Here is a 25,159-nt window from a genome sequence, read left to right as displayed (position 1 = left end):
ATGGGCGCAAGCATTCTCACCGCGAAGAACCTCAGCAAAGTGGTCCCTAGCGCGGAAGGTGAACTGACTATCCTGCACGAACTCAGCCTGGAACTGAACAAGGGCGACAGCCTGGCCATCGTCGGCGCCTCCGGTTCCGGCAAATCCACCCTTCTAGGCCTGCTGGCCGGGCTTGACCTGCCAAGCAGCGGCGAAGTCACCCTCGCCGGCCAGGGCCTGAGCAACCTCGACGAAGACCAGCGCGCACGCATCCGTGCCGAGCATGTGGGCTTCGTCTTCCAGTCGTTCCAGCTGCTCGACAGTCTCAACGCCCTGGAAAACGTCATGCTGCCGCTGGAGCTCGATGGCCGCCAGGATGCCCGCGGCCGCGCCACCGAGCTGTTGCAGCGGGTCGGCTTGGGGCAACGCCTGACCCACTCGCCACGCCAGCTCTCAGGAGGCGAACAGCAGCGCGTGGCGATTGCCCGGGCGTTTGCCGCCGAACCCGATGTGCTGTTCGCCGACGAGCCCACCGGCAACCTCGACAGCCACACCGGCGAGCGCATCAGCGACCTGCTGTTCGAACTCAACCAGGAGCGCGGCACGACCCTGGTGCTGGTGACCCACGATGAACGCCTGGCACACCGCTGCCGGCGCCTGATCCGTCTTGAAGCCGGCCTGCTGGTCGCCCCCCTGGAGCCTTGATGGCACGTCTGCCGCTGTTGCGCCTGTTCAGTCTCGCCGTCCGCCAGTTGCTGCGCGATGCCCGCGCCGGTGAATTGCGCGTGTTGTTCTTCGCCCTGGTCGTGGCCGTGGCGGCAAGTACCGCCATCGGTTACTTCGGCGCCCGCCTCAATGGCGCGATGATGCTGCGCGCCACCGAGTTTCTCGGCGCCGACCTGCTGCTCGAAGGCAGTTCGCCAGCACGCCCCGAACAGATCAGGAGCGGCACCGAGCTGGGCCTGCAGCATGCGCAAGTGGTGGAGTTCTCCAGCGTCATCGCCACCGACAACGGCATCCAGCTCTCCAGTATCAAAGCCGCCGACGACGTCTACCCACTGCGCGGCGAACTGAAAAGCGCCCCTGAGCCTTTCGCCCCGGAAGAACCCGGCGGCGGGCCGAAACCCGGTGAGGCCTGGGTCGAGGCACGATTGCTGACGGCGCTGGACCTGAAGATCGGCGACAGCATCGACGTCGGCATGAAAACCCTGAAGCTGGCACGAGTGCTGACCTACGAGCCCGATCGCGCCGGCAATTTCTACAGCCTGACGCCGCGGGTGTTGATCAACCTCGGTGACCTGCAGGCGACTGGCGTGGTGCAACCCGGCAGTCGGGTCAGCTACCGCGAGCTCTGGCGCGGCGATGCAGCGGCGCTGGAAACCTATCGTCAACTGATCAAGCCCGGCCTGGCGGCCAACCAGCGGATCCAGGATGCCCGCGATGGCAACCGGCAGATTGGCGGCGCCCTGGGCAAGGCCGAGCGCTACCTGAACATGGCCAGCCTGGTGGCGGTGCTGCTGGCCGGGGTGGCCGTGGCGTTGTCGGCGACTCGCTTCGCCACTCGCCGCTTCGATGCCAGCGCGCTGTTGCGTTGCCTTGGCCTGTCCCGTCGGGAAACCATGGTGTTGTTCAGCTTGCAACTGACCGTGCTCGGCCTGCTCGCCAGCCTCAGTGGCGCCGTCATCGGCTGGCTGGCGCAGCTGGGACTGTTTGCCCTGCTGCATGACTTGCTGCCGACCGACGTGCCACCGGGCGGCCTGTTCCCCGCCATCGCCGGGATTGGTACCGGGCTGGTAGCCCTGGCCGGTTTTGCCCTGCCGCCGCTGGCGGCATTGGGTCGGGTTCCGCCCTTGCGTGTATTGCGCCGGGACCTGCTGCCGATTCCCTCCAGCACCTGGATGGTCTACGGCGCTGCATTGGGCGCCCTCGGGCTGATCATGTGGCGCCTGAGCCTGGACCTGGTACTGACCTTCGCCCTGCTCGGCGGCGGCGTGGTCGCGGCACTGGTACTGGGCGGCCTGCTGTTGCTGCTGTTGAAAAGCCTGCGCCGCCTGCTGGCCCGCGCCTCCCTGCCGTGGCGCCTGGGGCTGGGCCAGTTGCTGCGCCACCCATTGGCAGCCGCTGGGCAGGCCCTGGCATTCGGCCTGATCCTGCTGTCGATGGCGTTGATCGCCCTGCTGCGCGGCGAATTGCTGGACACCTGGCAGAACCAGCTACCGAAGAACGCACCGAACTATTTTGCCCTGAACATCCTGCCGGCGGACAAGCAGGCGTTCACCGATCGCCTGATCGCGTTGTCGGCGAAATCGGCGCCACTGTATCCGGTAGTCCCGGGGCGGCTGATCAGCATCAACGGCGAACCGGTGCAGCAAATCGTCACCAAGGAATCGGCCGGTGACCGGGCCATCCAGCGTGACCTGAGCCTGACCTGGGCGGCCGACCTGCCTGAGGGCAACACGATCACCGCCGGCAACTGGTGGCCGCAGCAGCCGCCGGATGAAATCCCCGGCGTGTCGGTGGAGGGCAAGGTCGCCGAAAGCCTGAAGCTCAAGCTCGGCGATCATCTGGTCTTTACCGTGGGCGGGGCCAATCGCGAGGCCAAAGTCACCAGCCTGCGGGAGATCAACTGGGACAACTTCCAGCCGAACTTCTTCATGATCTTCCAGCCCGGCACCTTGAAGGATCTGCCGGCTACCTACCTGACCAGCTTCTATCTGGCGGCGGGGCATGACCAGCAGATCGTCGACCTGTCGCGCAGTTTTCCGGCGGTGACGATCCTGCAGGTCGAGGCGTTGCTGGCGCAACTGCGCAGCATCCTCGCCCAGGTCACCCTGGCGGTGGAGTACGTGTTGTTGTTCGTGCTGGCGGCGGGCATGGCGGTGCTGTTCTCAGGTTTGCAGGCGACGCTGGATGAACGCATCCGCCAGGGCGCGCTGCTGCGAGCACTGGGGGCCGAACGGCAACTGCTGGTGAAGGCGCGACGTATCGAGTTCGGCTTGCTGGGTGCGGTCAGCGGCTTGCTGGCGGCGCTGGGCTCGGAAGTCGTCAGCCTGGTGCTCTACCGATACGCCTTTGACCTGCCCTGGCATCCGCATCCGTGGCTGCTGGTGCTGCCGTTGATCGGCGCCGTGCTGATCGGTGGCGCCGGCGTGTTCGGCACCCGGCGCGCCCTGAACGCCAGCCCCCTGACAGTCCTGCGCGAGGGTTGATAGACTCAGGCGCTCCTGATTCGAAGAAAAGTTGCCATGAGCCGTTATCGCCCTCCCCGTTCCGCCGGCACCGCGCTGATCACCCCCGAAGGTGAAGCGCGGATGCGCGCCGAGTTTCATGAACTGTGGCACGTCCGCCGCCCCCAGGTGACGCAAGCGGTCAGCGAAGCGGCAGCCCAGGGCGATCGCTCGGAAAACGCCGAGTACACCTACGGCAAAAAGATGTTGCGCGAGATCGACAGCCGCGTGCGCTTCCTGACCAAACGCCTGGAAGCACTCAAGGTCGTCAGTGAAAAACCCAGCGACCCGAACAAGGTGTATTTCGGCGCCTGGGTCACGATCGAGGACGAGGACGGCAAGGAGTCGCGCTATCGCATCGTCGGGCCGGATGAGCTGGATTTGAAACAGGGCCTGATCAGCATTGACTCGCCATTGGCCCGCGCGCTGATCGGCAAGGCACTGGACGCCGAAGTACGGGTCCAGACACCGACGGGTGAGCAGTGTGTGTATATCGTGGCGATCGAGTATCTACGAGCCGCAGCGCTATGAGCCGCAGCGCCATGAGCCTCAGCGACGGGTAATCAGCGACGGGTAATCAGCCCTTGCCGGGCGACGCGGGTCAGTTGCCGGATCATTTCAGGGGCGTCTTCGACGCTGGGCGACTGAATCACCGCCAGGTCGAAACTGTCCGTGGCAAAGCGCGCCAGGGATTCACCGTCTTCGACAAACTGGATCAGGAAGGCGGCGGGCCCACCGGTACGCCGTGGCCAACCATCGAGGTAACGCAGGAGCGTCGGCTGATGTTTGCCGCCAAGCAGGATTTTTGGATTGCGCTGGGTGAGATGTGCCGTGATCGGCGCAGGACGTACAACGGGGTTTAGTGCATTCATCGTGTCGTGTCTCTGCCTCAAAAAGTCTGCATGGCAGGTGAGAGGCAACACCGAACCAGCGCTTTAGCGGTATTTCGAAGCCTGCTTCAAGCTTCTGTCGGCAACTGAATGAAGTCACCTGGCGCCCCGCAAGTAGCTGTTTAAATCGGCGCATGGGCAGCATCCTAGAGAAGCTGACCGGACAGTGTCAAGAATGACGCCCAACAAAAAAGGCTCGTCCAATCCAGCGACGAGCCTTGTTCTAAACCAGCCTTGCCCCTGACAGGGCCTGCATCAGAGGCGATCGCGAGCGATCCCGCTGCGAATGCGCAGGATATCGGCGAGCACCGCCAGGGCGATTTCCGCCGGGGTCTTGCTGCCCAGGTTCAGCCCGATGGGCGCATGGATCCGCGCCAGTTGCGCCTCCCCCAGCCCACCAATGCGCCGCAGCCGTTCGAAACGCTTTTGCGAAGTCTGCAGGGAGCCCATCACGCCGATGTAGAACGCGTCGGTGCGCACCGCTTCCATCATCGCCAGGTCATCGATGCGCGGATCGTGGGTCAGCGCCACCACCGCCGTGTCGCTGTGGCAGCCGCCGTCGGCGATGAACACCGACGGCAGTTGACGACGAATTTCCACGTTGTCCAGCACCACGCCTTCCAGCACTTCGTCCCGCGGATCGCACAGGATCACCTCGAAACCCAGGCCCACGGCAAACTCCGCGCAGGCCTGCGCGACACTGGAATAACCGGCCAGCAACAGGCGCTGCGCCGCGCCGATGCGCAGCCTGACGCGATCGATCTCGCGTTCGACGCGTACGCCCTGCTCGCGATCATCCAACAGACTGCGCGCGCCGCTGGCCAGGTCGACTTCACGGATCAGCCGACGCCGGCCCAACAGCGCCGACTCCAGCTCCCGCAGATGCGCCTGCACCTCACAGACCGGCTCAAGCTTCTCCACCAGCACATCGAGCACACCGCCGCAGGGCAGGCTGACCCGCGAGCGCGGGTCATCGCCTTCGCCGTAGCGCACGACGCTGACCGCTTGCTCGAATGCACCTTCGCCGACGCGCGCGAGGAAGTCTTCCTCGACACAGCCGCCGGACAACGATCCGATCCACTGCCCGCCGGCATTCACCGCCAGCAACGAACCCGGCGCCCGGGGCGCCGAGCCGTAGGTGGCAAGCACAGTGCACAGCCAGACACGCTGCCCGCCTATCGACCACGCCAGCGCCCGCCGCACCACCTGCAGATCCAGATGCTGCATGTCAGTGCGCCTTGTGCTCAAGCGGCGGCGCGTCGGCCCGCAGCTTCTGCACATCGCCCAAGGCCAGGTCACCCGGTTGACCGCCCCAGCCCTGGCGCAGGTAATTCAACAGATCGGTCAGCTGCTCATCACTCAGCTTCTGCGCGAAACCCGGCATCGGCTGCATGTGTTCGAAGCCGGAGAATTTCTGCTCGCCAATGCCATCGTCGATCACCCGCACCAGGTTGCGCGGGTCTTCCAGGCGCAAGGTGGTATTGCCACGCATGGCCACGGCGACGTGCGGCTTGCCCTCGCCACCTGGCGCGTGGCAACCGGCACAGACGTTCAGGTAGTCCTGACGGCCGCGCTGGGCACTGGCGCTGAGCTGGTCCAGCGGCACGTCGGTCAGGACTTTCGCCGCCGGTGGCTGATCACCGAGCAGGAAGGTCGCCATCGCCGCCAGGTCCGGGTCGCTGAGGCCCTGGGTGCTGTTGTGGAACACCGGGAACATCTCGTTGAACATGGTGCCCTGGGCGCTCATGCCGTGCTTGAGGAACGAGCTCAGGTCCTGGTGATTCCAGCCGCGCGCGGCCAGGTCGGTGGCCAGCAGGCTCGGGGCCAGATAGCCGTTGAGAATGCCGCCGGTCATGCGTTTGTCCTGCTGCATCGCGCCGGGCAAGCCACGTGGGGTGTGGCATTCGCCGCAGTGACCGAGCACGTCGACCATGTACTGGCCGCGCTTCCAGGCTTCGCTCTTGCCTTCGGCCGGTTCCAGCTTGACGTCCTTGCCGTACATCATGTTCCAGCCCATCAGGCCCAGGCGCACGTTGAACGGAAAGCTCAGGCTGGTGACCGGCGCGGCACGTTCGATCGGCGCGACGGTTTTCAGGTAGGCGTGAATCGCGTCGGAATCTTCACGCGGCATCAGGTGATACGAGGTGTACGGCATCGCCGGGTACAGGTTGGCGCCATCACGACGCTTGCCTTCGGTGAGCGCAGCGAAGAATTCGTCATCGTTGTACAGGCCGATGCCGTGCTCTTTGCTCGGGGTGATGTTGGTGCCGTAGATCGTGCCGAACGGCGAAACGATCGGCAGGCCACCTGCGTACGGCGCGCCACCCGGCGCGGTGTGGCAGGCCATGCAGTCGGCGGCGCGGGCCAGGTAAGCCCCACGAGCCACCTGATCGTCCGCCTGCGCCAGCAACACAGGCGCAGCCAGGCCGACCGCCAGGGTCAGGCGGGTCATTAGATGCTTCATGCTCAACCCTCCTTGACCAGGCCGAGATCGGTCAGCACGTTGCGGGTGGCGCTGTAGTAGCGCACGTACCCGGTGCAACGACAGATGTGATGACCGAGGCTGTCCTCGATGACTTTTTCCAGCTGGCTCTTGACGATCGGCTGGCGCTGCAGCTTTTCCACCAGCACTGTCGCGGCATTGACGAAGCCCGGTGCGCAGTAGCTGCACTGGAAGGCGAATTCGTCGACGAAGCGCTGCTGGATCGGGTTCAGCTCGGTGACCTTGCCCTGCTCGTCACGGCTCGCATGGCCTTCGATGGTGCGCACTTTCTTGCCTTCGAAATAGTGCGCGCCGGTGATGCAGGTGCGCACTTCCTCGCTGGTGCCGTCGGGGTTGTCGACGATCACCACGCAGGCATGGCAGATGCCCTGGCCGCAGCCCAGGCGCGAGCCGGTGAGGTTCTTGTATTCGTGCAGGTAGTCGATCATCGGCAGGTCATCAGGGATGTCCACCGGGCCGACGGATTGACCGTTGAGGGTCAGTTGAAGCGGACGGTTAGCCATTGAGGGCCTCCTTGATGCGTGCAGAAGTGATAGGCAGGTCGCGAACGCGCTTGCCGATGGCGTGGGCCACGGCGTTGCCGATGGCGCCGACCACCGGGATCATCACCACCTCGGCAATGCCCTTGGACGGGTCGCTTGGCGACAATGGCGGGAGAATTTCCGCGGTCTGTTTCCACACCGCCACGTGCCGCGCCATCGGCAGGCGGTAACGGTTGAAGTTCCAGTCGCCCTCCCCCGGCCCGCCTTCGTACAGCGGCATTTCTTCCATCAAGGCATGCCCGATGCCCATGGCGATGCCACCTTCGAGCTGGCCCTTGACCAGTTCCGGCACCAGCACCCGGCCGCACTCGACCCACGAGTGGTGATTGAGCACCGACACTTCGTTGGAACCCTTGTTGACCTTCACTTCCACCAGCGTCGCCACCGGGCTGTAGTAAGTCACCGCCGCGTTGTTCAACTGGGTCGCCGGGTAGGCGATGTTCTGCCGGTCCAGCAGATGGAAACCGGCGCTGCTCATTTGCGCCTTCTTCGCCTTCGGTGCACCGTCGCCGTACTTGACCGCCAGGCCATCGAGCGGCAGACGCTCACGCACGCCATCGATGCTGAACTCGGCCTCGGCCCAGCTCCAGCGGTTGAAGCCGTGCACCGTGGCACCGGTGACCAGCCCGCGCTCGTGGGCACGTTTGGCCAGCACGTCGAACGGCAGCGGTTCCATGCCGTTGGCGGTGAGTTTGCCATCGACCCAATGGGCGTCTTCGCGGCGCACCACGTAAGGGTTGGCCTGGCCGCCGAACGGGCCTTGGCGCCAGATCTCCAGCGCCGCCGGCCACAAACCGTGGTTGAACAGCACGCGCGCCGCTTCACGGGTGGCGTGGCTGAAGTAGTAGGCGGAGTTGGTCGCCGACGACGCCGACGCGACCTTGCCGACCCAGCGCGGGTTGCGCAGGAAGTTGTCCTGCTCGGCCTGGCTCATGATGTACGGGTTGCCGCCGCTGATCAGTTGCAGCTCTTTCCATTCGGTTTCGCCGGTCTTCACTTCGTGCGCCGGGTTGCCGAGGAAATCGGCCACCACCATCGCCTGGGAGGTGGACATGCCGGTACCGATTTCGATACCGATGTGGCGCAGGGTGATGCGACCGTCAACGGTGTATTCGATGCTGGCCATCGGCGCTTCGGAACCGGTGCCGAAGTCTTTCTGGCAAATGGCGAAACCGACGCCATACCAGTTATCCGGGTCGGCGGCTTCGCGCTGTTGCTTGATCGCGTTGCGGTTTTTCCAGACTTCGTTGACAGCGGCCTTGTCGAGAATTTCGTGCAGGCGCAAGGCACCGGCCGGGACCGCACCCTGGGTGTTCTTCATGCCCGAACGCAGGGCGTTCTTGCGGCGCAATTCGATGGCATCGACACCGAGGCGATCGGCGATTTCGTCGACCATCATCTCGGTCGACGCCATGCTCTGCAGGGTGCCGTAGCCACGCATCGACCCGGCCTCTACCGCGCGCGAGTGATAGGCGGTGACCTGCAGGTCGTTCTGCGGCATGTAGTAGATCGACTGCGCCGCCGTGGCGCCTACTGCTGCCACGGACGGGCTGTAGTTGACCCGGCCGCCACCATCGACGCTCATTTCGGCGCGGAAGATCTTGAAGCTGTGATCGGTCTTGTCCACCGCCAGCTGGTAGCGGATGTCGAACGGGTGACGCTTGATGCCACTCTGGAACTGCTCGTAGCGGTCGTTGGCCAGTCGCACCGGCACACCGGCGCCGTACAACGCCGCCAAGGCTGCGTAGTAGACGAAGATGTTATGGTCTTTCGAGCCGTAGCCGACGGTGTAGCCAGGGTGCATGTTCAGGTTGGCCAGGCCGAAACGCGACGGCGCGATCATCTTCGCGGTCTCGGTCGCAGTCTCCAGTGGGCACTGCGTCGCAACCACAAAGTGCAGTGTCCTGGTCGCCGGGTCGTACCAGCCGTTGCCGTTGTCCGGCTCCATGGCGGCCGGCTCGATCGACGGGGTCTTGTAGCGTTCGTCGAACACCAGCCAGTTGTCCGGCGGCGTATCGATCTGCTGCTTCATGCGGTCGGCGTAGAACAGGCCGCGCTCGGTCAGGTTGCCGTGCAGGTTCGGCTGGGAATTCCACACCGGGCGACGGTTCTTCAGCATCGGGAACAGGATCGAGTCCTTGAGGCTGGCGAATTCGTCTTCGTCGGCCGAGGTCGGGCCACCCACGCGCACGTAGCGGAAGCTGCCGTAGGGATCGCCTTCGTAATATGGCACCTGGGCGCCGTAACGAATTGCTTTGTCATTGAACTTGAGCTGGGCCTTGGCCTGGCGGAAACGTTCGAAATCATTCCAGATCAGGATCGCCACCGGGTGACCGATGAACATCGGCACCTTGCCTTCAGGCAGCAACGGATCCGGCGCGTGCTCTTCCGGGAAGACGATGCCGTCCTTGACCAGGTCGTCGGCGGTGACGATGCGGTCAGGCTGCAGGTCGGCGCCGAGCCACGACAGGTCATAACCTGCGTAGATGCGGTCGGCCTTGATGGTTTTCAGCAGCATGGCGTGGCCTTGCTGTTGCGGCCAGCCCGGCATGTCCTTGGCACGGATGTCGCGGGCAAAGACCTTGCTGCCGCAGACCTTGGACAAGGCATCGTTACGGGCGCGCGCCTGGCCGTTGTTGCCGAGCCACTGCTCGGACGGCACGGTCACGCTGTTTTCCATCAAGGCGGCCAGCGCCTGACTGCCGAGCGGTGCAAGCGTCACGCTCACACCCGCCACCAGCCCGCCCTGGAGGAACGAGCGCCGGGATATTTCACGGTTGGACATGGATCATCCTATGGGCGGTCATGGGGGCCGCCCTTCTGGTTATGTTCTGGAAATCTCGAGTCTTGCAGAAGCCCTTCTTGACGATGCAAAGGGCTGTGATGACAGTGCAAAGCTGACCGAAAGGTTAACTTTAAAGGTTTATGCGCTCGCGGAAAACAAAAAACTGACCAAGGAATCAAAAAACCGCGGCTTTTCGACGCAGCAGATCGATGAACAGGCCCAGCTCCCGACTGATGTGTTCGCCCTTGCGCAACAACAACCCGAACGGCGCCAATTGCACATCCAGCTCAACCGGCAACGCCACCACCAAGCCCATTTTCAGGTAGTCGCGCAATGCGGTTTCCGACAGGACCATGATCGCGTCGGTCAGTTGAATCAGCTGCTGCATGGAGTACACCGAACTGCATTCGATGATGTCCGCCGGCAGTGGCAAGGCCAGGCGTTGCAAGGCCTGGTCCAGGCCGATGCGCGCCGGGCTGGTTTCCGGTTGCAGGATCCACGGCCAGCCGTTGACCAGTTCGGCCATCTCCAGTGTCTCGCGCCGGGCCAGCGGGTGGCCGGCGTGGACGACCACCAGCAGGCGCTCGTTGCCCAGTTGTTCGAATTCATAGTGCTCGCTGTCGGTGGCGGCATTGCGCCGGGCGATGGCCAGGTCGATGCGACCCTGTTCGAGCAACTGGATCACCTGGTCGCTGGTGTCGCCCATGATGCGAATCCGTAGCTGCGGGTTGAGCGCCTTGATCTCGGCAATCGAATCCATCACCAGGTCCGGCGCCGCGCCCATGATGGTGCCGATCGACAGATAGCCGTAACCGCCCTGTTGCCGCGCGATCAGGTCCTCGGCGCAACGGTCGAGGCCACTGATGGCCGACTCGGCAAAGCGAATCAATTCCTGACCCAGCGCCGTCGGTCGCATGCCCCGGGGTAAACGCTCGAACAGGTCGCAACCAAACATGTCTTCAATTTCATGGAGCATGCGGGTGGCGGCCGGTTGCGACATGTTCAGGCTTTGCGAAGCGCGGTGCAGGTTCTGGCTGGAATTGAGCGTCACCAGCATGTGCAGGTGCTTGTAGCGCAGGCGGTTGAGCAGGCTGCGGGAGATGATGGGCGTGGTCATGGCGGGCCTTGTTATCGATACCCTTAGGGTATCAGTTGTTAGCTAGATTCGATTTGTAACGCATCGATCAGCGGCCGTACAGTCTTCCCCATAAGAACAAATGCCCTACCAAAGGAAAACCGCGATGAAGACTCTACCCGCGCCTCTGCTCGCCAAGATTTCCTGGCGGCTGCTCCCGTTTCTCCTGCTGATGTACATCATGGCCTTCCTCGACCGCGCCAACGTCGGGTTCGCCAAGCAAGCCTTCCAGGCCGATACCAATATCAGTGACGCCGCCTTCGCCTTCGGCGCCGGGGTGTTCTTCGTCGGTTATGCCCTGCTCGAAGTGCCGAGCAACCTGATCCTGCACCGCGTCGGCGCCCGTTTGTGGATGTGCCGGATCATGGTCACCTGGGGCCTGGTCTCCGCGGCCATGGTCTTCGCCCACACCGAAACCAGCTTCTACATCCTGCGCTTCCTGCTGGGCGTGGCCGAAGCCGGATTTTTTCCCGGCGTGATCCTCTACCTCACCTACTGGTTCCCCAGCGCCGTGCGCGGCAAGGCCATGGGTTTCTTCTACTTCGGCGCGCCGCTGGCGTTCATCTTCGGCAGCCCGTTGTCCGGCCTGCTGCTGGAGCTGGACGGCTTTGTCGGCTTCCACGGCTGGCAGTGGCTGTTCGCCGTTGAAGGCTTGATGGCCACGGCGGTAGGCATCTGGGCGTACTTTTACCTGGACAACCGCCCGGCGGACGCCAAGTGGCTGACGGTCGAAGAACGCCAGCAGGTGCAGAACCTGCTCGATCAGGAAGACAGCCACAAACAGAATCACGGTCGCAGCCTGCTCAACGTGATCTGCCAGCCGTCGGTGCTGTACCTGTGCCTGATCTACCTCTTGATCCAGGCCAGCGTCTACGGCGTGGTGTTCTACCTGCCGACCCAGGTCGGCGGATTGCTGGGCACCAAGGTCGGGCTGATGGTCGGGCTGGTCACGGCGATCCCATGGATTTGCGCGCTGGTGGCGGCTTACCTGATTCCCGGCTACAGCGACCGCACCGGCGAACGCCGCCGCACCGCCAGCCTGACCCTGCTGATGGCCGCCGCCGGTATCGCCTGCTCGGTGACCTTCAGCAGTCCGTTCCTGGGCATCGTCGCGCTGTGCTTCGCCGCGTCCGGTTTCATCGCCGTGCAACCGGTGTTCTGGACCTTCCCTTCCAGCTACCTCGCCGGCAGCGCCGCGGCGGCCGGCATCGCCCTGATCAACTCGTTCGGTGCCCTCGGCGGCTTCATCGCCCCGGTGCTGAAGAACTGGGCCGAAGGCGCCTTCCATTCTCCGGCAGCCGGCCTGTACCTGCTGTCCGCCACCACCGTCATCGCCGCGCTGCTGGTCCTGGGCGTGCGTTCGCCCGGGCATGAAGCTTCGAACAAACCGGCCACCGTTTAAACCTGACCGCCGTTAAAAAAAGGAATCACACCATGGGCATTCCAACCATCAAGCACGTCCGCGCTTTCACTCTGCGAGGCGGCGGCGCGGATTACCACGATCAGGCCGATGGCCACTGGATCGACGATCACATTGCCACGCCGATGAGCAAATACCCGGAGTACCGCCAGAGCCGCCGCACCTTCGGCATCAACGTGCTCGGCACCCTGGTGGTGGAGATCGAAGCCAGCGACGGCACGGTCGGTTTTGCGGTGACCACGGGCGGCGAGCCGGCCGCCTACATCGTCGAGAAACACCTGGCGCGCTTCCTCGAAGGCGCGAAAGTCACCGACATCGAAAAGATCTGGGACCAGATGTACCAATCGACCCTGTATTACGGGCGCAAAGGCATCGTGATCAACACGATTTCCGGGGTCGACCTGGCGCTGTGGGACTTGCTCGGCAAGATCCGCCAGGAGCCGGTGCACCAGTTGCTCGGCGGCGCGGTGCGCGATGAATTGCAGTTCTACGCCACCGGCGCCCGCCCGGACCTGGCGCAGAAAATGGGTTTTATCGGCGGCAAGATGCCGCTGCACCATGGCCCGGCCGAAGGCGAGGAAGGCCTGCGCAAGAACCTCGAAGAACTGGCGACCATGCGCGAACGGGTCGGGCCGGACTTCTGGCTGATGCTCGATTGCTGGATGAGCCTGGACCTCAACTACGCCACCAGACTGGCGGTCGGCGCCCACGAACATGGCTTGAAGTGGATCGAAGAAGCCCTGCCGCCGGACGATTACTGGGGCTACGCGGCCCTGCGCAACAACGTGCCCAAAGGCATGCTGGTGACCACCGGCGAACATGAAGCCACCCGCTGGGGCTTCCGCATGCTGCTGGAGATGGGCTGCTGCGACATCATCCAGCCGGATGTCGGCTGGTGCGGCGGCCTCACCGAACTGGTGAAGATCTCGGCCCTGGCCGACGCCCACAACGCCCTGGTCATTCCCCACGGCTCGTCGGTGTACAGCTATCACTTCGTGGCCACCCGGCATAACAGCCCGATCGCCGAATTCCTGATGATGGCGCCCAAAGCCGACGAAGTGGTGCCGATGTTCCATCCGCAATTGCTCGGCGAACCGGTACCGGTGAACGGTCGCATGCGCCTGTCGGCACTCGACCAGCCGGGATTCGGCGTGACCCTCAACCCGGAATGCCAACTGCATCGGCCGTATAGCCGCTGAGCCAGGAGTTCGTGATGAACATGCCGCACAACGCTTTCAAGGCCGCCCTGAACAAACCTGCGCCGCAATATGGCATCTGGGCCGGGTTCGCCACCGGCTACGGCGCCGAGATCGTCGCCACCACCGGTTATGACTGGATGCTGATCGACGGTGAACACGCACCCAATACCGTGCCCGGCGTACTCGCCCAATTGCAGGCCGTGGCGCCCTACCCCACGGCACCCATCGTGCGCGCCGTGAATGGCGACGCCAACCTGATCAAGCAGTTGCTGGATATCGGTGCGCAGACGCTGATGATCCCGATGGTCGAAACCGCCGAACAGGCCCAGGCCCTGGTCCGCGCCATGCGGTACCCACCCCACGGCATCCGTGGCGTCGGCGGCGGCCTGACCCGCGCCACTCGCTGGGACGGCGTGCCGGATTACCTGAACACCGCCCATGAACAGCTGTGCCTGATCGTGCAGGTGGAATCGCGGCTCGGCGTGGAAAACGTCGCAGCCATTGCCGCCGTCGAAGGCGTCGACGCGGTGTTCATCGGCCCGGCGGATCTGTCCATTGGTCTGGGCCATGCCGGCAATCCCGGTCACCCGGAAGTTCAGGAACGCATTCAACACGCGGTCAACGCGACGCTGGCGGCCGGCAAGGCCTGCGGCATCCTCGCACCCAATGAAGAAGACGCGCGGCGCTATCAGGGCTGGGGCTGCCAGTTCATCGCCGTGGCCATCGACATCAGCCTGCTGCGCCAGAGCGCCATGGCCACCCTCGCCCGCTACCGCACACCGGCCACCGAACACGCGCCGTCGCGTACCTACTGATCAGCCAAGGAGTCGTTCCATGTCATCCGTGCCTGTTTACGAAAACTTCATCAACGGCCAGTTCGTGGCCAGCGCTGCCCACATTGACGTGATCAACCCGGCCACCGGTGCCTTGTTGTCGAAGGTGCCGGCGTCGAATGCCGAAGACGTCGATCGCGCTCTCGCTGCGGCGCGCTCCGCGCAAAAGGACTGGGCGCGCAAGCCGGCGAATGAGCGCGCCGGCTACCTGCGCCGCATCGCCGCCAAACTGCGGGAAAACGTTGCGCACCTGGCGCGCACCATCACCCTGGAACAAGGCAAGATCAGCGGCCTGGCCGAAGTCGAAGTCAACTTCACCGCCGACTACCTCGACTACATGGCCGAGTGGGCGCGGCGCATCGAAGGTGAAATCATCACCAGCGACCGCCAGAACGAAAACATCTTCCTGTTCCGCAAACCCCTGGGGGTGGTGGCGGGGATCCTGCCGTGGAATTTCCCGTTCTTCCTGATCGCTCGCAAGATGGCCCCCGCCCTGCTGACCGGCAACACCATCGTCATCAAACCGAGTGAAGAAACGCCGAACAACTGCTTCGAGTTCGCCCGATTGGTGGCAGAAACCGACCTGCCGCCCGGTGTGTTCAACGTGGTTTGCGGTGACGGCCAGGTTGGCGCGGCGCTCAGCGGGCACAAAGGCGTGGACATGATCAGTTTCACCGGCAGCGTCACCACCGGTTCACGGATCATGGCCGCCGCCGCACCGAACATCACCAAGCTCAATCTGGAACTGGGTGGCAAGGCCCCGGCCATCGTGCTGGCGGATGCCGACCTGGACCTGGCGGTGAAGGCCATTCGCGATTCGCGGATCATCAACAGCGGCCAGGTGTGCAATTGCGCCGAGCGGGTGTATGTCGAACGCAAGGTGGCGGATCAATTCATCGAGCGCATCGCCGCCGCCATGAGCGCGACCCGCTATGGCGACCCGATTGCGCAACCCGATGTGGAGATGGGCCCGCTGATCAATCGCCAGGGCCTGGACAGCGTCAACCGTAAAGTCCGTACAGCACTGAGCCAGGGCGCCAGCCTGATCAGCGGCGGGCAGGTTGCCGACCTGCCGAACGGCTTTCACTTCCAGCCCACGGTCCTGGCGGGCTGCCGCGCCGACATGGAGATCATGCGCGAGGAAATCTTCGGTCCGGTGCTGCCGATCCAGATCGTCGATGACCTGGATGAAGCCATCGCCCTGGCCAACGACTGCGACTATGGCCTGACCTCGTCGATCTACACCCGCGACTTGAGCATGACCATGCACGCCATGCGCGAGCTGGATTTTGGCGAAACCTACGTCAATCGCGAGAACTTCGAAGCGATGCAGGGGTTTCATGCCGGGGTGCGTAAATCGGGGATTGGCGGGGCGGATGGCAAGCATGGGTTGTATGAGTACACCCATACTCATGCGGTGTATCTGCAGGGCTGAATATCTGCGGTGTTGCTGATGCCGCCTTCGCGAGCAAGCCCGCTCCCACATTGGTTTCTGTGTCGAACACACAATCAAATGTGGGAGCGGGCTTGCTCGCGAAGACGTCAGATCAGTCAACACAAGACCATCAGAAGTCCACAGTCGCCGACAGCAAATAGGTCCGCGGCGTCGACAGCGTCAACCCCGGCTCACTGTCATCCGAAGCCCCCGCCGAACTCCAGTAGCGCTTGTCCGCCACGTTCTCGATATTGCCCCGCACGGTGATGGTCTTTTCATCAACCCTGAACGCATACCGCGCGCCCACGTCGAAACGCTCCCACGAATCGATTTCCTTGTTGTTGGACTGGTCCAGGTACTGCGAGCTGGAGTAGATGCCGCGACTGGTCAGGGTCAGGCCCTGGACGTTCGGCACGTCCCACTCGGCGCCCAGGTTGACGTTGTACTTCGGCGTGGCCGGCGCGCGGTTGCCGTCGAAGGTGCCATTGGTGGTGTCGTTCAACTCGCTGTCGATGTACATCACCCCACCGAGCAGCCGGAATCCGTCGAGCGGTTCGCCGAACACGCTCAGCTCCACACCATCGTTCTGCCGCTTGCCGTTGGGGCCGAAGACCCGGGTCGTGGCGTTGGTCTCGTAGGCCGGTTGCTTGATCCGGAACACCGCAGCGGTGACCGCGAACGCACCGGCGTCGTACTTGGCGCCGACCTCGACCTGGCGACTGATGAACGGCGGGAAGATCTCATCCTCGTTGACCGAGGTGGACGGGGCGATCTTGCCCTGGCTCAGGCCTTCCATGTAGTTGGCGTACACAGATAATTTGTCGGTGGCCTTGAACAGGATGCCACCCGATGGCGAGAATTTTTCCTCGTCATAGGCGGTGTCGCCCTTGACGTCATCCGACCAGTCGTCCACTTGCACCCGCTGCCAGCGGCCGCCGAGGGTCAGCAGCAGCCGGTCATCGAAGAAGCCCAGGGTGTCGGACAAGGCCACGCTGCTGAAGCGGTTCTCGGTATAGACCTCTGGGTCGAAGCGCGTGGGCCGTTCGGGTGTCGGGGTTTCCACGGGGTCGTAAAGGTTGCTGGGGGCCGCAGCGTAACGGGCGCCGCCATTCTCGAAGTCCATGTAGAAATAGCTGGCCGCCAGGTTGACCTGATGGCTGACCGGGCCGGTATGAAACCAGTTGCGCACGCCGGCCGTGGCCGTGCGCACGTTTTCGTCGCGGGTGAAGTCCCGCGGCAGCACACTGAAATCACCCGCATCGTTGGTGACCGCAACGGCATGCCTGAGAAAGTCATGGTTGCTTTTGCGCGCGCCCACACCGCCGTACAACAGCACTGAATCGCTGACATCGAATTCACCGTTCAGCGTGCCGAAAGTGTCCGTGGTGCGCGCCTGGCTCCAGGGCTGCGCATAGTTGTCGCGGACATCGCTGGCATTCGGCACCTTCGCGTTGACGCCAATCTGCACGCGCTCCTGGGGGGCATCGGTATCACGTTCGGTGTGGCCGATGTCGGTCGAGAGGCGCAGGCGGTCACCGCGAAAATCCAGGCCCAGCACCGCCATCTCGCGGTCGACGCTCTGGTGATCCCAGTCGGTGTCGCCAGACTGCTTCACGCCGTTGAAACGAATGCCGAACATGTCCTCCTCACCAAAGCGCCGGCCTACATCCACGGCACCGCCAAGCTGGTTGTTGGAGGCGTAACTGCCGGTGAACGAGGTGATCGGCTGGTCGGTCGCTCGCTTTGGCACCACGTTGATTCCGCCGCCCACGCTGCCCCGTGGCGAGATGCCGTTGACCAGCTGGCTGGGGCCCTTGAGGATGTCGACGCGGTCGGCCATCTCCATGTCGATGGTATAGGTCGGCAGGACACCGTACAGGCCGTTGTAGGAAACATCGCTGTTGAACAGGCTGAGTCCGCGAATGGTGAACTGCTCATAACGCCCTCCCGCCGGATTGGTCGCGCGTACCGAAGGATCGCTGGCCACCAGGTCGCCCAGGGTACGCGCCTGAAGGTTTTTCACCGCCTCGCTGGTGTAGGTGGTCATGCTGAACGGCGTTTCCATGAAGTCTTGCGAGCCGAGCAAGCCTTGCGAGCCACGGCGTGCAACCTGGCCACCGGCGTACACCGGGTCGACGGCGTCACCCGCTGTCGCGTAAATGGAAGTGGCGCCCAGTTGCAGGCTGCTGCCCGATGGTTCGGGAATCAGGATGTACGCCTGCTCGCCCACCGGTTGCAGTTGCAGGCCGGAATTCTGCAACAGGCGCACGAAGCCCTCCTCCACCCCATAGGTACCGGAAAGTCCCGCACTGCTGCGACCGCTGACCAGCGCCGGATCCACCGACAGGTTGACCCCGGCCAGGCCGGCGAACCGGGTGAGCGCATCGCTCAGGCTGCCGGCCGGCACCTGATAACTGCGACGAGTGGCGTCTTCGGCCCAGGCATGGGTGATGAAGATCGGGCTGGCACTCAGGCTCAACATCAGGCTCAGGCGCAACAACGGGCGCAGACCGGACGACGCCGGGCGTGGACGGCAAGACTTTACGGCGGGCATTGAAAAGGCTCTCTTGTGCGTTCAGTTGCCTTGAATGACAAGCGAGTCGAAAAAAGGGGACAGGCTTCACGCAACTTTTTTGCGCGGCGTCAGCGTTACCCAATAGCGAGTACGCATTTGCACCTCCAGCGGCAGGCTGGCCGCGAGCAGCGCGAGGATGCGATCGGTGTCGTCCAGGCGGAAACTGCCAGTGACCCGCAGCGCTTCGAGTTCCGGCGCCCAACGCAGGACACCCGGTCGATAGCTGTCGAGTTCGCGCAGGAATTCCCCCAGTGGCTGGTTGCTGGCCATCAATACGCCTTCGCGCCAGCCGGGTTGCAACACATCAAAAGCCTGTATCGCGGCGGCACCTGCCGCTTGCAGATCGACCTGCTGGCCCGCGCGCAACGTCAGCGCCGCGCCCTGCAAGGGTTGCAACTGCACGGCACCGCTGAACACCGATACCCGGCATCCGCGGCTGCCCTGGCGCACGCAGGCTTCGCCTTGACTGACGGTCACCTGACCGAACCGGGTCTGGATCATCAAGGGCGATGCACCCGGCACCTTCAGCGACATTTCGCCCTCCACCAGTTTCACCCGACGATTCGGCAAATCCACATCGACGGCGCTGGCCGTATTGAGCTGCAGGACACTGCCATCGGCCAGGGGTACCTGCTTGCGCTCGCCGGTGGCGGTGTGCAGGTCGGCGCGCCAGACGTCCAGGGGCAATTGCCGGCTGATCAGCCAGGCTGCCGGCACCAGCGCCACCGCGCCCAATGCGCGTTTGAGCACTACGCGTCGCGCAGGATCGGGGCGATCGAGGCTGCTCATGGCCAGCGCGGGAGGCAGGTCGGCAAAGCGCTGGCGCAAGGCCTGGGCCTTTTGCCAGGCGTGTTCATGACTGCGGCAGCTGTCGCGCCAGCGTTGCAGGTTCGCCCGGTCCTGATCGGTGGCACCTCCAGACTCGAGCAACGCCAGCCACTGCGCGGCGGCGCGCACGGCCTGGCGAACGTCGGCCGCCGGGCTGTTCACAGGTCCACCAACAGGCAATGCTCATAGGCTTGGGCCATGTAGCGTTTGATCGTACGTTCCGACACCGACAGGCGCTCGGCGATCTGCTGGTAGGTCAAGCCCTCGAGCTGACTCCAGAGAAACGCCCGGCGCACGGCCCTGGGCAAACCATCGAGCAATTCGTCCAGCGCTTGCAGGGTTTCCAGCAGCAGCCAACGCTGTTCCGGGGACGGCGCACATTCTTCGGGCAGGGACGCCAACGCACTCAGGTAAGCCTGTTCCAGACTGCGCCGTTGGTAGAAATTGCTCAGCAGGCGTTTGCCCACCGTCAGCAGATAGGCACGGGGCTCTTGCAGGTCGGCAATGCGCTGGGAGCTGGCGAGCAAACGCAAGAAGGTATCCTGGCTCAGGTCCGCCGCATCACAAGCGTTGCCCATGCGTCGCCTCAGCCAGCTCTCAAGCCAGCTACGGTGATCGCGGTACAGGTCGTGAAGGGTTTGCTCCTTCGCCATCGCTGCATCACTCATCTGAAGAACCCTGTGCCAGGCGTTATCGTAAATGAGAGTGATTCTAATTAATGTCGCGAGGCAGCACCAAGTGCTTTATGCAGCGGATGCGCAGAAAGATTGGACGGCAAGCGTCATCGAGGAGAAAAAGGCATATTCCAGAAACAAAAAACCCCGGTCTTTCGACCAGGGTCTTTGCTATCGACTCGAAGTAGCCAGTGGCTTTCTTCGTAGCTCCAAGGCGTTCAGTGGGCCTTGGAGCAGATATGGCGCAGCGGACGGGACTCGAACCCGCGACCCCCGGCGTGACAGGCCGGTATTCTAACCGACTGAACTACCGCTGCGTATCGCTTTGAGCAGATGCTCAAGTAACTCGTCTGATTGAAAACTCAGTAGCTTTTCAATCTCGAGCCAGGCAGGCCTGACTCGGAAAATATGGCGCAGCGGACGGGACTCGAACCCGCGACCCCCGGCGTGACAGGCCGGTATTCTAACCGACTGAACTACCGCTGCGCGTCGGTGCAGGCATTTCAGCCTACGGCTTGCTTTCGCAAGTTTCTCGGAAGTGGTGGGTGATGACGGGATCGAACCGCCGACATTCTGCTTGTAAGGCAGACGCTCTCCCAGCTGAGCTAATCACCCGTCTGCATCTCCGAGGCCGCGAAATTTACGCAGGTAGCGAACCTAAGTCAATAGCAGGATTGAAGTTTTTCTGAAAAAGACAAAATCGTGGCATCACTTACAAGGGTTGCAAACCTTCAGACCGCTTTCGCGAGCAAGCCCGCTCCCACAGTGAACCGCGTTTCTTCAGGCAAAACGCAGTCCACTGTGGGAGCGGGCTTGCTCGCGAAGACGGCGGTACATTCAACATCAATGCCTGAGGAAAGAACCGATCTACTCGCTGTAAATCATCTTCTTGGTCATGCCGCCATCGACCACAAACTCCTGGCCAGTGACAAAACCAGCATTCTTCGACAGCAGCCAGGCCACCATCGCCGCCACATCCTCAACCGTCCCTACCCTGCCCGCCGGATGCTGGGCATGGTCGGCATCGGTTAGCGGCTCGGCACGACGCAGCGAAGGGTCCCGCGCATCGATCCAGCCGGGGCTCACGGCATTGACCCGAATCTCCGGACCAAGACTGATCGCCAGTGCGTGAGTCAGGGCCAACAAACCGCCCTTGCTCGCGGCATAGGCCTCGGTGTCCGGTTCCGACTGCCCGGCGCGGGTCGAGGCCAGGTTGACGATCGCCCCGCTATGGGCCCGCAGGTACGGCGCACAGTGCTTGGCCAACAGCATCGGCCCACTGAGGTTCACCGCCAGCACCCGATTCCAGTAAGCCAGGTCGAGGCTTTCCAGGGTGATGTTATGCGGATCGGCCACCGCTGCATTGCACACCAACGCATCCAGGCGCCCGAACTGCCCCAGCACCTCGGCAACGCCCAGGGCCACCTGCCCTTCGTTGGAGACGTCCATGGCGATGAACCAGGCGTTGTCGCCCAGCACCTTCGCCACCTTCGAGCCACGATCGCGATCCAGGTCCGTGAGCACCACTTGCCAGCCTTCGCTGATCAACCAGGCCGCAATACCCAGGCCGATGCCCCGCGCTGCACCGGTCACCAGTGCAACACGGCCATTGGAACCCGGTGGCGTGGACAACTCGATCACAAGGCAGCCAACCCGCGCGCCAGGTCGGCTTGCAGGTCTGCCACGTCTTCCAGGCCGACCGCAATGCGGATCAGGCTGTCACGGATGCCCGCAGCTTCACGCTCCTGGGGCGCCAGGCGGCCGTGGGAGGTGGTGCTCGGGTGGGTGATGGTGGTCTTGCTGTCGCCCAGGTTCGCCGTGATCGAAATCAGGCGGGTCGCATCGATGAAGCGCCAGGCGCCCTCTTTGCCGCCCTTGACCTCGAAACTCACTACCGCGCCGAAGCCCTTCTGCTGACGCAGGGCCAGCTCGTGCTGCGGATGGCTCTTGAGACCGGCGTAATGGACTTTCTCGATGCCGTCCTGCTGTTCCAGCCACTCGGCCAGCTCCTGGGCGTTGGCACAATGGGCCTTCATCCGCAGGTTGAGGGTTTCCAGGCCCTTGAGGAAGATCCAGGCGTTAAACGGGCTCAGGGTCGGCCCGGCGGTGCGCAGGAAGCCAACCACTTCTTTCATCTGCTCGCTGCGCCCGGCCACGACACCGCCCATGCAACGGCCCTGGCCGTCGATGAACTTGGTCGCCGAGTGCACGACGATGTCCGCACCCAGTTTCAGCGGCTGTTGCAGCGCCGGGGTGCAGAAGCAGTTGTCGACCACCAGCATCGCGCCCTTGGCGTGCGCGATTTTCGCCAGTTCGGCGATATCGACCAGTTCAGCCAGCGGATTGGACGGCGATTCGACGAACAGCAACTTGGTGTTGGTCTTGATCGCCGCGTCCCAGCCGGACAGGTCCGCCAGGGGCACGTAGTCGACTTCGACGCCGAAGCGCTTGAAGTACTTCTCGAACAGGCTGATGGTCGAGCCGAATACGCTGCGCGACACCAGCACGTGGTCGCCGGCACTGCACAGGCTCATCACCACCGCCATGATCGCGGCCATGCCGGTGGCGGTGGCCACGGCTTGCTCGGCGCTTTCCAGGGCGGCAATGCGCTCTTCGAAGGCACGTACGGTCGGGTTGGTGTAGCGCGAGTAGACGTTACCCGGCACTTCGCCGGCAAAACGTGCGGCGGCGTCGCCAGCGGTGCGGAATACATAGCTGGAAGTGAAGAACATCGGATCACCGTGTTCGCCTTCCGGCGTACGGTGCTGACCGGCACGTACGGCCAGGGTATCGAACGCTACGCCTTCGAGGTCGCTGTCCAACCGACCGGCATCCCAATCCTGACTCATGCTGTCACTCCTTGCCTTATTCGGTAGTAGATACGAAACCGGCCCTGCAGGAGCGTGGCTTGCCCGCGAAGGGTCCTTTGGATACGCCAAAAGCTTCGCGGGCAAGCCTCGATCCTACAAGGCCGGCTTTACTCAGTTGTTGTACAGATCGATGATCGCGCTGACCGCCTGGGTCTTGACCTTGGAGGCATCGTTACGTGCCTGCTCGATCTTGTTCAGGTAAGCCTCGTCGACGTCGCCGGTCACATACTTGCCGTCGAACACCGCGCAATCGAAGTTCTCGATCTTGATCTTGCCGCCACCGACCGCTTCGATCAAGTCAGGCAGGTCCTGATAGATCAGCCAGTCGGCGCCGATCAGGTCCGCAACGTCCTGGGTCGAACGGTTGTGGGCGATCAGCTCGTGGGCGCTCGGCATGTCGATGCCGTAGACGTTCGGGAAACGCACGGCCGGGGCTGCGGAGCAGAAATAGACGTTCTTGGCGCCCGCTTCGCGTGCCATCTGGATGATCTGCTTGCAGGTGGTGCCGCGCACGATCGAGTCGTCCACCAGCATCACGTTCTTGCCGCGGAATTCCAGTTCGATGGCGTTGAGCTTCTGGCGTACGGATTTTTTCCGCGCAGCCTGGCCCGGCATGATGAAGGTCCGGCCGATGTAGCGGTTCTTCACGAAACCTTCGCGGAATTTCACGCCCAGGTGGTTCGCCAGCTCCAGGGCCGCGGTGCGGCTGGTGTCCGGGATCGGGATGACCACGTCGATGTCGTGATCAGGACGTTCGCGCAGGATCTTCTCGGCGAGCTTCTCGCCCATGCGCAGGCGGGCCTTGTACACCGACACGCCATCGATGATCGAGTCCGGACGCGCCAGGTAGACGTGTTCGAAGATGCACGGGGTCAGGGACGGGTTGGTCGCGCACTGACGGGTGTGCAGCTTGCCGTCTTCGGTGATGTAGACCGCTTCGCCCGGTGCCAGGTCGCGGATCAGGGTGAAACCGAGCACGTCCAGGGACACGCTCTCGGAGGCGATCATGTACTCGACGCCTTCGTCGGTGTGACGCTGGCCGAACACGATCGGGCGGATGCCGTGCGGGTCGCGGAAACCGACGATGCCGTAGCCGGTCACCATGGCCACTACCGCGTAGCCACCGACGCAGCGGTTGTGCACGTCGGTAACGGCAGCGAACACGTCTTCTTCGGTCGGCTGCAGCTTGCCGCGCTGGGCCAGCTCGTGTGCGAACACGTTCAGCAGTACTTCCGAATCGGAGCTGGTGTTGACGTGGCGCAGGTCAGATTCGTAAATCTCCTTGGCCAGCTGTTCAACGTTGGTCAGGTTACCGTTGTGCGCCAGGGTGATGCCGTAAGGCGAGTTGACGTAAAACGGTTGAGCTTCGGCCGAGGTCGAGCTGCCCGCGGTCGGATAGCGCACATGGCCAATGCCCATGTGGCCGACCAGGCGCTGCATGTGACGCTGCTGGAACACGTCACGCACCAGGCCGTTGTCCTTGCGCAGGAATAACCGGCCATCATGGCTGGTCACGATACCGGCAGCGTCCTGGCCGCGGTGCTGGAGGACGGTTAGCGCGTCATACAGCGCCTGATTGACGTTCGACTTACCGACGATACCGACGATGCCACACATGCGACGCAACCCCTACTTAATGGATCTGAACTGAACAACACTCACTGAGGCGTTTTGGCCATCGGTAAGAGCTGCTCCTTGAACGGTATATCAGCGGGTACGCTGATACCGCTGGCAAGCCACTGACTGCTCCACCCGAGAATCAGGTTCTTGGACCAGTCGGCGACCAATAAAAATCTTGGCACGAGCTGGGACTCTTTCCACCACCCGTCCTGCTGTACCGGCCCCAGGCTCAACAGCCCGACCGCCACGACCACCAGCAACACGCCACGCGCCGCGCCGAAGGCCATGCCGAGGAATCGATCGGTCCCGGACAACCCGGTGACGCGAACCAACTCGCCGATAAGATAATTGATCATTGCGCCTACGATCAGCGTGGCGACAAACATGATGGCACAGCCCGTGATTATACGAGCCGATGGGGTCTGGATGTATCCGGCGAGGTACTCGGACAATGAGCCACCAAACATCCAGGCAACGGCTCCTGCGATGATCCAGGTCACGAGCGACAGTGCTTCCTTGACGAAGCCGCGGCTCAGACTGATCAATGCGGAGATGGCGACGATTGCAACGATCGCCCAGTCAACCCAGGTAAATGGCACAGTGCAGCCTACAGACGGATAAGGCGGCGCATTTTAGCAGAGCCC

20 protein-coding genes and 3 tRNA genes are annotated in these 25,159 nt (G+C 63.3%); 7 read left to right on the top strand and 16 right to left on the bottom strand.

Annotated elements, in window-relative coordinates; genetic code table 11:
- From SOP85_RS13745 to greB, 3 genes are read left to right on the top strand one after another with little or no spacing between them, the layout of a single operon-like run.
- Positions 1-684: an ABC transporter ATP-binding protein gene (locus tag SOP85_RS13745; protein WP_274075396.1), complete on the top strand. Its 684-nt coding sequence runs from the start codon at positions 1-3 to the stop codon at positions 682-684.
- On the top strand, positions 684-3,188 hold the full coding sequence (locus tag SOP85_RS13740) for an ABC transporter permease (protein WP_274075397.1): 2,505 nt from the start codon (positions 684-686) through the stop codon (positions 3,186-3,188). The genes SOP85_RS13745 and SOP85_RS13740 overlap by 1 nt, the downstream gene beginning before the upstream one ends.
- A 36-nt stretch (positions 3,189-3,224) precedes the next feature.
- Entirely contained in the window at positions 3,225-3,737 is a 513-nt protein-coding gene (gene greB, locus SOP85_RS13735) for a transcription elongation factor GreB (RefSeq protein WP_323627248.1), read from the top strand.
- 32 nt (positions 3,738-3,769) lie between these two features.
- Here the strand turns inward: greB and SOP85_RS13730 are convergent, their stop codons facing one another.
- The 6 genes from SOP85_RS13730 to SOP85_RS13705 form a co-directional block, all read right to left on the bottom strand.
- Positions 3,770-4,078: a class I SAM-dependent methyltransferase gene (locus SOP85_RS13730; RefSeq protein WP_274075399.1), complete on the bottom strand. Its 309-nt coding sequence runs from the start codon at positions 4,076-4,078 to the stop codon at positions 3,770-3,772.
- Between the two features lie 273 nt (positions 4,079-4,351).
- Entirely contained in the window at positions 4,352-5,323 is a 972-nt protein-coding gene (locus SOP85_RS13725; protein ID WP_323627247.1) for an XdhC family protein, read from the bottom strand.
- A 1-nt stretch (position 5,324) separates the two neighbouring features.
- Positions 5,325-6,560, bottom strand: a complete 1,236-nt coding sequence (locus tag SOP85_RS13720) for a c-type cytochrome (RefSeq protein WP_323627246.1) — start codon at positions 6,558-6,560, stop codon at positions 5,325-5,327.
- A gap of 2 nt (positions 6,561-6,562) precedes the next feature.
- On the bottom strand, positions 6,563-7,102 hold the full coding sequence (locus SOP85_RS13715) for a (2Fe-2S)-binding protein (RefSeq protein ID WP_046817930.1): 540 nt from the start codon (positions 7,100-7,102) through the stop codon (positions 6,563-6,565).
- On the bottom strand, positions 7,095-9,926 hold the full coding sequence (locus SOP85_RS13710) for a xanthine dehydrogenase family protein molybdopterin-binding subunit (protein ID WP_323627245.1): 2,832 nt from the start codon (positions 9,924-9,926) through the stop codon (positions 7,095-7,097). Before SOP85_RS13710 ends, SOP85_RS13715 begins: the two co-directional genes overlap by 8 nt.
- A gap of 175 nt (positions 9,927-10,101) precedes the next feature.
- Positions 10,102-11,043: a LysR family transcriptional regulator gene (locus SOP85_RS13705; RefSeq protein ID WP_323606827.1), complete on the bottom strand. Its 942-nt coding sequence runs from the start codon at positions 11,041-11,043 to the stop codon at positions 10,102-10,104.
- Between the two features lie 124 nt (positions 11,044-11,167).
- On the opposite strand from SOP85_RS13705, the gene SOP85_RS13700 reads away from it, so the two are divergent.
- Genes SOP85_RS13700 through aldA form a run of 4 tightly spaced genes read left to right on the top strand, consistent with a single transcriptional unit; the run spans position 11,168 to position 15,948 of the window.
- On the top strand, positions 11,168-12,463 hold the full coding sequence (locus SOP85_RS13700; RefSeq protein ID WP_274075404.1) for an MFS transporter: 1,296 nt from the start codon (positions 11,168-11,170) through the stop codon (positions 12,461-12,463).
- Between the two features lie 32 nt (positions 12,464-12,495).
- A complete protein-coding gene (gene rhmD, locus SOP85_RS13695) occupies positions 12,496-13,680 on the top strand; it encodes an L-rhamnonate dehydratase (RefSeq protein ID WP_323627243.1) in 1,185 nt (394 codons plus the stop codon).
- Between the two features lie 14 nt (positions 13,681-13,694).
- Positions 13,695-14,495, top strand: coding sequence for an HpcH/HpaI aldolase/citrate lyase family protein (locus SOP85_RS13690; RefSeq protein ID WP_323627242.1), 801 nt, complete (start codon positions 13,695-13,697; stop codon positions 14,493-14,495).
- Positions 14,496-14,514: 19 nt separating this feature from the next.
- The gene (gene aldA, locus SOP85_RS13685; RefSeq protein WP_323627241.1) at positions 14,515-15,948 is read left to right on the top strand and encodes an aldehyde dehydrogenase; all 1,434 of its coding nucleotides are present in this window, start codon (positions 14,515-14,517) and stop codon (positions 15,946-15,948) included.
- A gap of 130 nt (positions 15,949-16,078) precedes the next feature.
- Here aldA and SOP85_RS13680 read toward each other — a convergent pair whose 3' ends face one another.
- The 10 genes from SOP85_RS13680 to SOP85_RS13635 all read right to left on the bottom strand — a co-directional run bounded on the left by SOP85_RS13680 (position 16,079) and on the right by SOP85_RS13635 (position 25,114).
- On the bottom strand, positions 16,079-18,502 hold the full coding sequence (locus SOP85_RS13680) for a TonB-dependent receptor (protein ID WP_323627240.1): 2,424 nt from the start codon (positions 18,500-18,502) through the stop codon (positions 16,079-16,081).
- A gap of 66 nt (positions 18,503-18,568) precedes the next feature.
- The gene (locus SOP85_RS13675; protein ID WP_323627239.1) at positions 18,569-19,513 is read right to left on the bottom strand and encodes a FecR domain-containing protein; all 945 of its coding nucleotides are present in this window, start codon (positions 19,511-19,513) and stop codon (positions 18,569-18,571) included.
- Positions 19,510-20,019 carry a sigma-70 family RNA polymerase sigma factor gene (locus SOP85_RS13670; protein WP_274075410.1) on the bottom strand — a complete coding sequence of 170 codons (510 nt, stop codon included), beginning with the start codon at positions 20,017-20,019 and terminating at the stop codon, positions 19,510-19,512. Before SOP85_RS13670 ends, SOP85_RS13675 begins: the two co-directional genes overlap by 4 nt.
- Positions 20,020-20,265: 246 nt before the next feature.
- Positions 20,266-20,342, bottom strand: a tRNA-Asp gene (locus SOP85_RS13665).
- A 92-nt stretch (positions 20,343-20,434) separates the two neighbouring features.
- Positions 20,435-20,511 (bottom strand) — tRNA-Asp (locus SOP85_RS13660).
- 53 nt (positions 20,512-20,564) lie between these two features.
- Positions 20,565-20,640, bottom strand: a tRNA-Val gene (locus SOP85_RS13655).
- A gap of 252 nt (positions 20,641-20,892) precedes the next feature.
- Positions 20,893-21,666 (bottom strand): SDR family oxidoreductase, encoded by a 774-nt coding sequence (locus SOP85_RS13650; protein WP_323627238.1) that lies wholly within the window; start codon positions 21,664-21,666, stop codon positions 20,893-20,895.
- Positions 21,663-22,874, bottom strand: coding sequence for an O-succinylhomoserine sulfhydrylase (locus SOP85_RS13645; RefSeq protein ID WP_323627237.1), 1,212 nt, complete (start codon positions 22,872-22,874; stop codon positions 21,663-21,665). Before SOP85_RS13645 ends, SOP85_RS13650 begins: the two co-directional genes overlap by 4 nt.
- A 132-nt stretch (positions 22,875-23,006) precedes the next feature.
- Complete coding sequence (purF, locus tag SOP85_RS13640; RefSeq protein ID WP_274075413.1) at positions 23,007-24,512, bottom strand: amidophosphoribosyltransferase; 1,506 nt, start codon at positions 24,510-24,512, stop codon at positions 23,007-23,009.
- A 41-nt stretch (positions 24,513-24,553) separates the two neighbouring features.
- Positions 24,554-25,114 carry a CvpA family protein gene (locus SOP85_RS13635; protein WP_274075414.1) on the bottom strand — a complete coding sequence of 187 codons (561 nt, stop codon included), beginning with the start codon at positions 25,112-25,114 and terminating at the stop codon, positions 24,554-24,556.
- Between the last annotated feature and the right edge of the window lie 45 nt (positions 25,115-25,159).

This window comes from Pseudomonas sp. YuFO20 (genome assembly GCF_035064975.1).
GTDB lineage: Bacteria > Pseudomonadota > Gammaproteobacteria > Pseudomonadales > Pseudomonadaceae > Aquipseudomonas > Aquipseudomonas putida_AE.
This window is presented reverse-complemented; position numbering and strand designations above follow the sequence as displayed.

Bases quoted from the DNA above. Each gene is read 5' to 3' on its own strand.
- rhmD (WP_323627243.1), top strand. From the start codon at position 12,496: ATGGGCATTCCAACCATCAAGCACGTCCGCGCTTTCACTCTGCGAGGC.
- SOP85_RS13645 (WP_323627237.1), bottom strand. From the start codon at position 22,874: ATGAGTCAGGATTGGGATGCCGGTCGGTTGGACAGCGACCTCGAAGGC.
- SOP85_RS13670 (WP_274075410.1), bottom strand. From the start codon at position 20,019: ATGAGTGATGCAGCGATGGCGAAGGAGCAAACCCTTCACGACCTGTAC.
- SOP85_RS13700 (WP_274075404.1), top strand. From the start codon at position 11,168: ATGAAGACTCTACCCGCGCCTCTGCTCGCCAAGATTTCCTGGCGGCTG.
- SOP85_RS13690 (WP_323627242.1), top strand. From the start codon at position 13,695: ATGAACATGCCGCACAACGCTTTCAAGGCCGCCCTGAACAAACCTGCG.
- SOP85_RS13730 (WP_274075399.1), bottom strand. From the start codon at position 4,078: ATGAATGCACTAAACCCCGTTGTACGTCCTGCGCCGATCACGGCACAT.
- SOP85_RS13725 (WP_323627247.1), bottom strand. From the start codon at position 5,323: ATGCAGCATCTGGATCTGCAGGTGGTGCGGCGGGCGCTGGCGTGGTCG.
- purF (WP_274075413.1), bottom strand. From the start codon at position 24,512: ATGTGTGGCATCGTCGGTATCGTCGGTAAGTCGAACGTCAATCAGGCG.
- SOP85_RS13710 (WP_323627245.1), bottom strand. From the start codon at position 9,926: ATGTCCAACCGTGAAATATCCCGGCGCTCGTTCCTCCAGGGCGGGCTG.
- SOP85_RS13705 (WP_323606827.1), bottom strand. From the start codon at position 11,043: ATGACCACGCCCATCATCTCCCGCAGCCTGCTCAACCGCCTGCGCTAC.
- SOP85_RS13715 (WP_046817930.1), bottom strand. From the start codon at position 7,102: ATGGCTAACCGTCCGCTTCAACTGACCCTCAACGGTCAATCCGTCGGC.
- SOP85_RS13680 (WP_323627240.1), bottom strand. From the start codon at position 18,502: ATGCCCGCCGTAAAGTCTTGCCGTCCACGCCCGGCGTCGTCCGGTCTG.
- SOP85_RS13745 (WP_274075396.1), top strand. From the start codon at position 1: ATGGGCGCAAGCATTCTCACCGCGAAGAACCTCAGCAAAGTGGTCCCT.
- greB (WP_323627248.1), top strand. From the start codon at position 3,225: ATGAGCCGTTATCGCCCTCCCCGTTCCGCCGGCACCGCGCTGATCACC.
- SOP85_RS13720 (WP_323627246.1), bottom strand. From the start codon at position 6,560: ATGAAGCATCTAATGACCCGCCTGACCCTGGCGGTCGGCCTGGCTGCG.
- SOP85_RS13740 (WP_274075397.1), top strand. From the start codon at position 684: ATGGCACGTCTGCCGCTGTTGCGCCTGTTCAGTCTCGCCGTCCGCCAG.
- aldA (WP_323627241.1), top strand. From the start codon at position 14,515: ATGTCATCCGTGCCTGTTTACGAAAACTTCATCAACGGCCAGTTCGTG.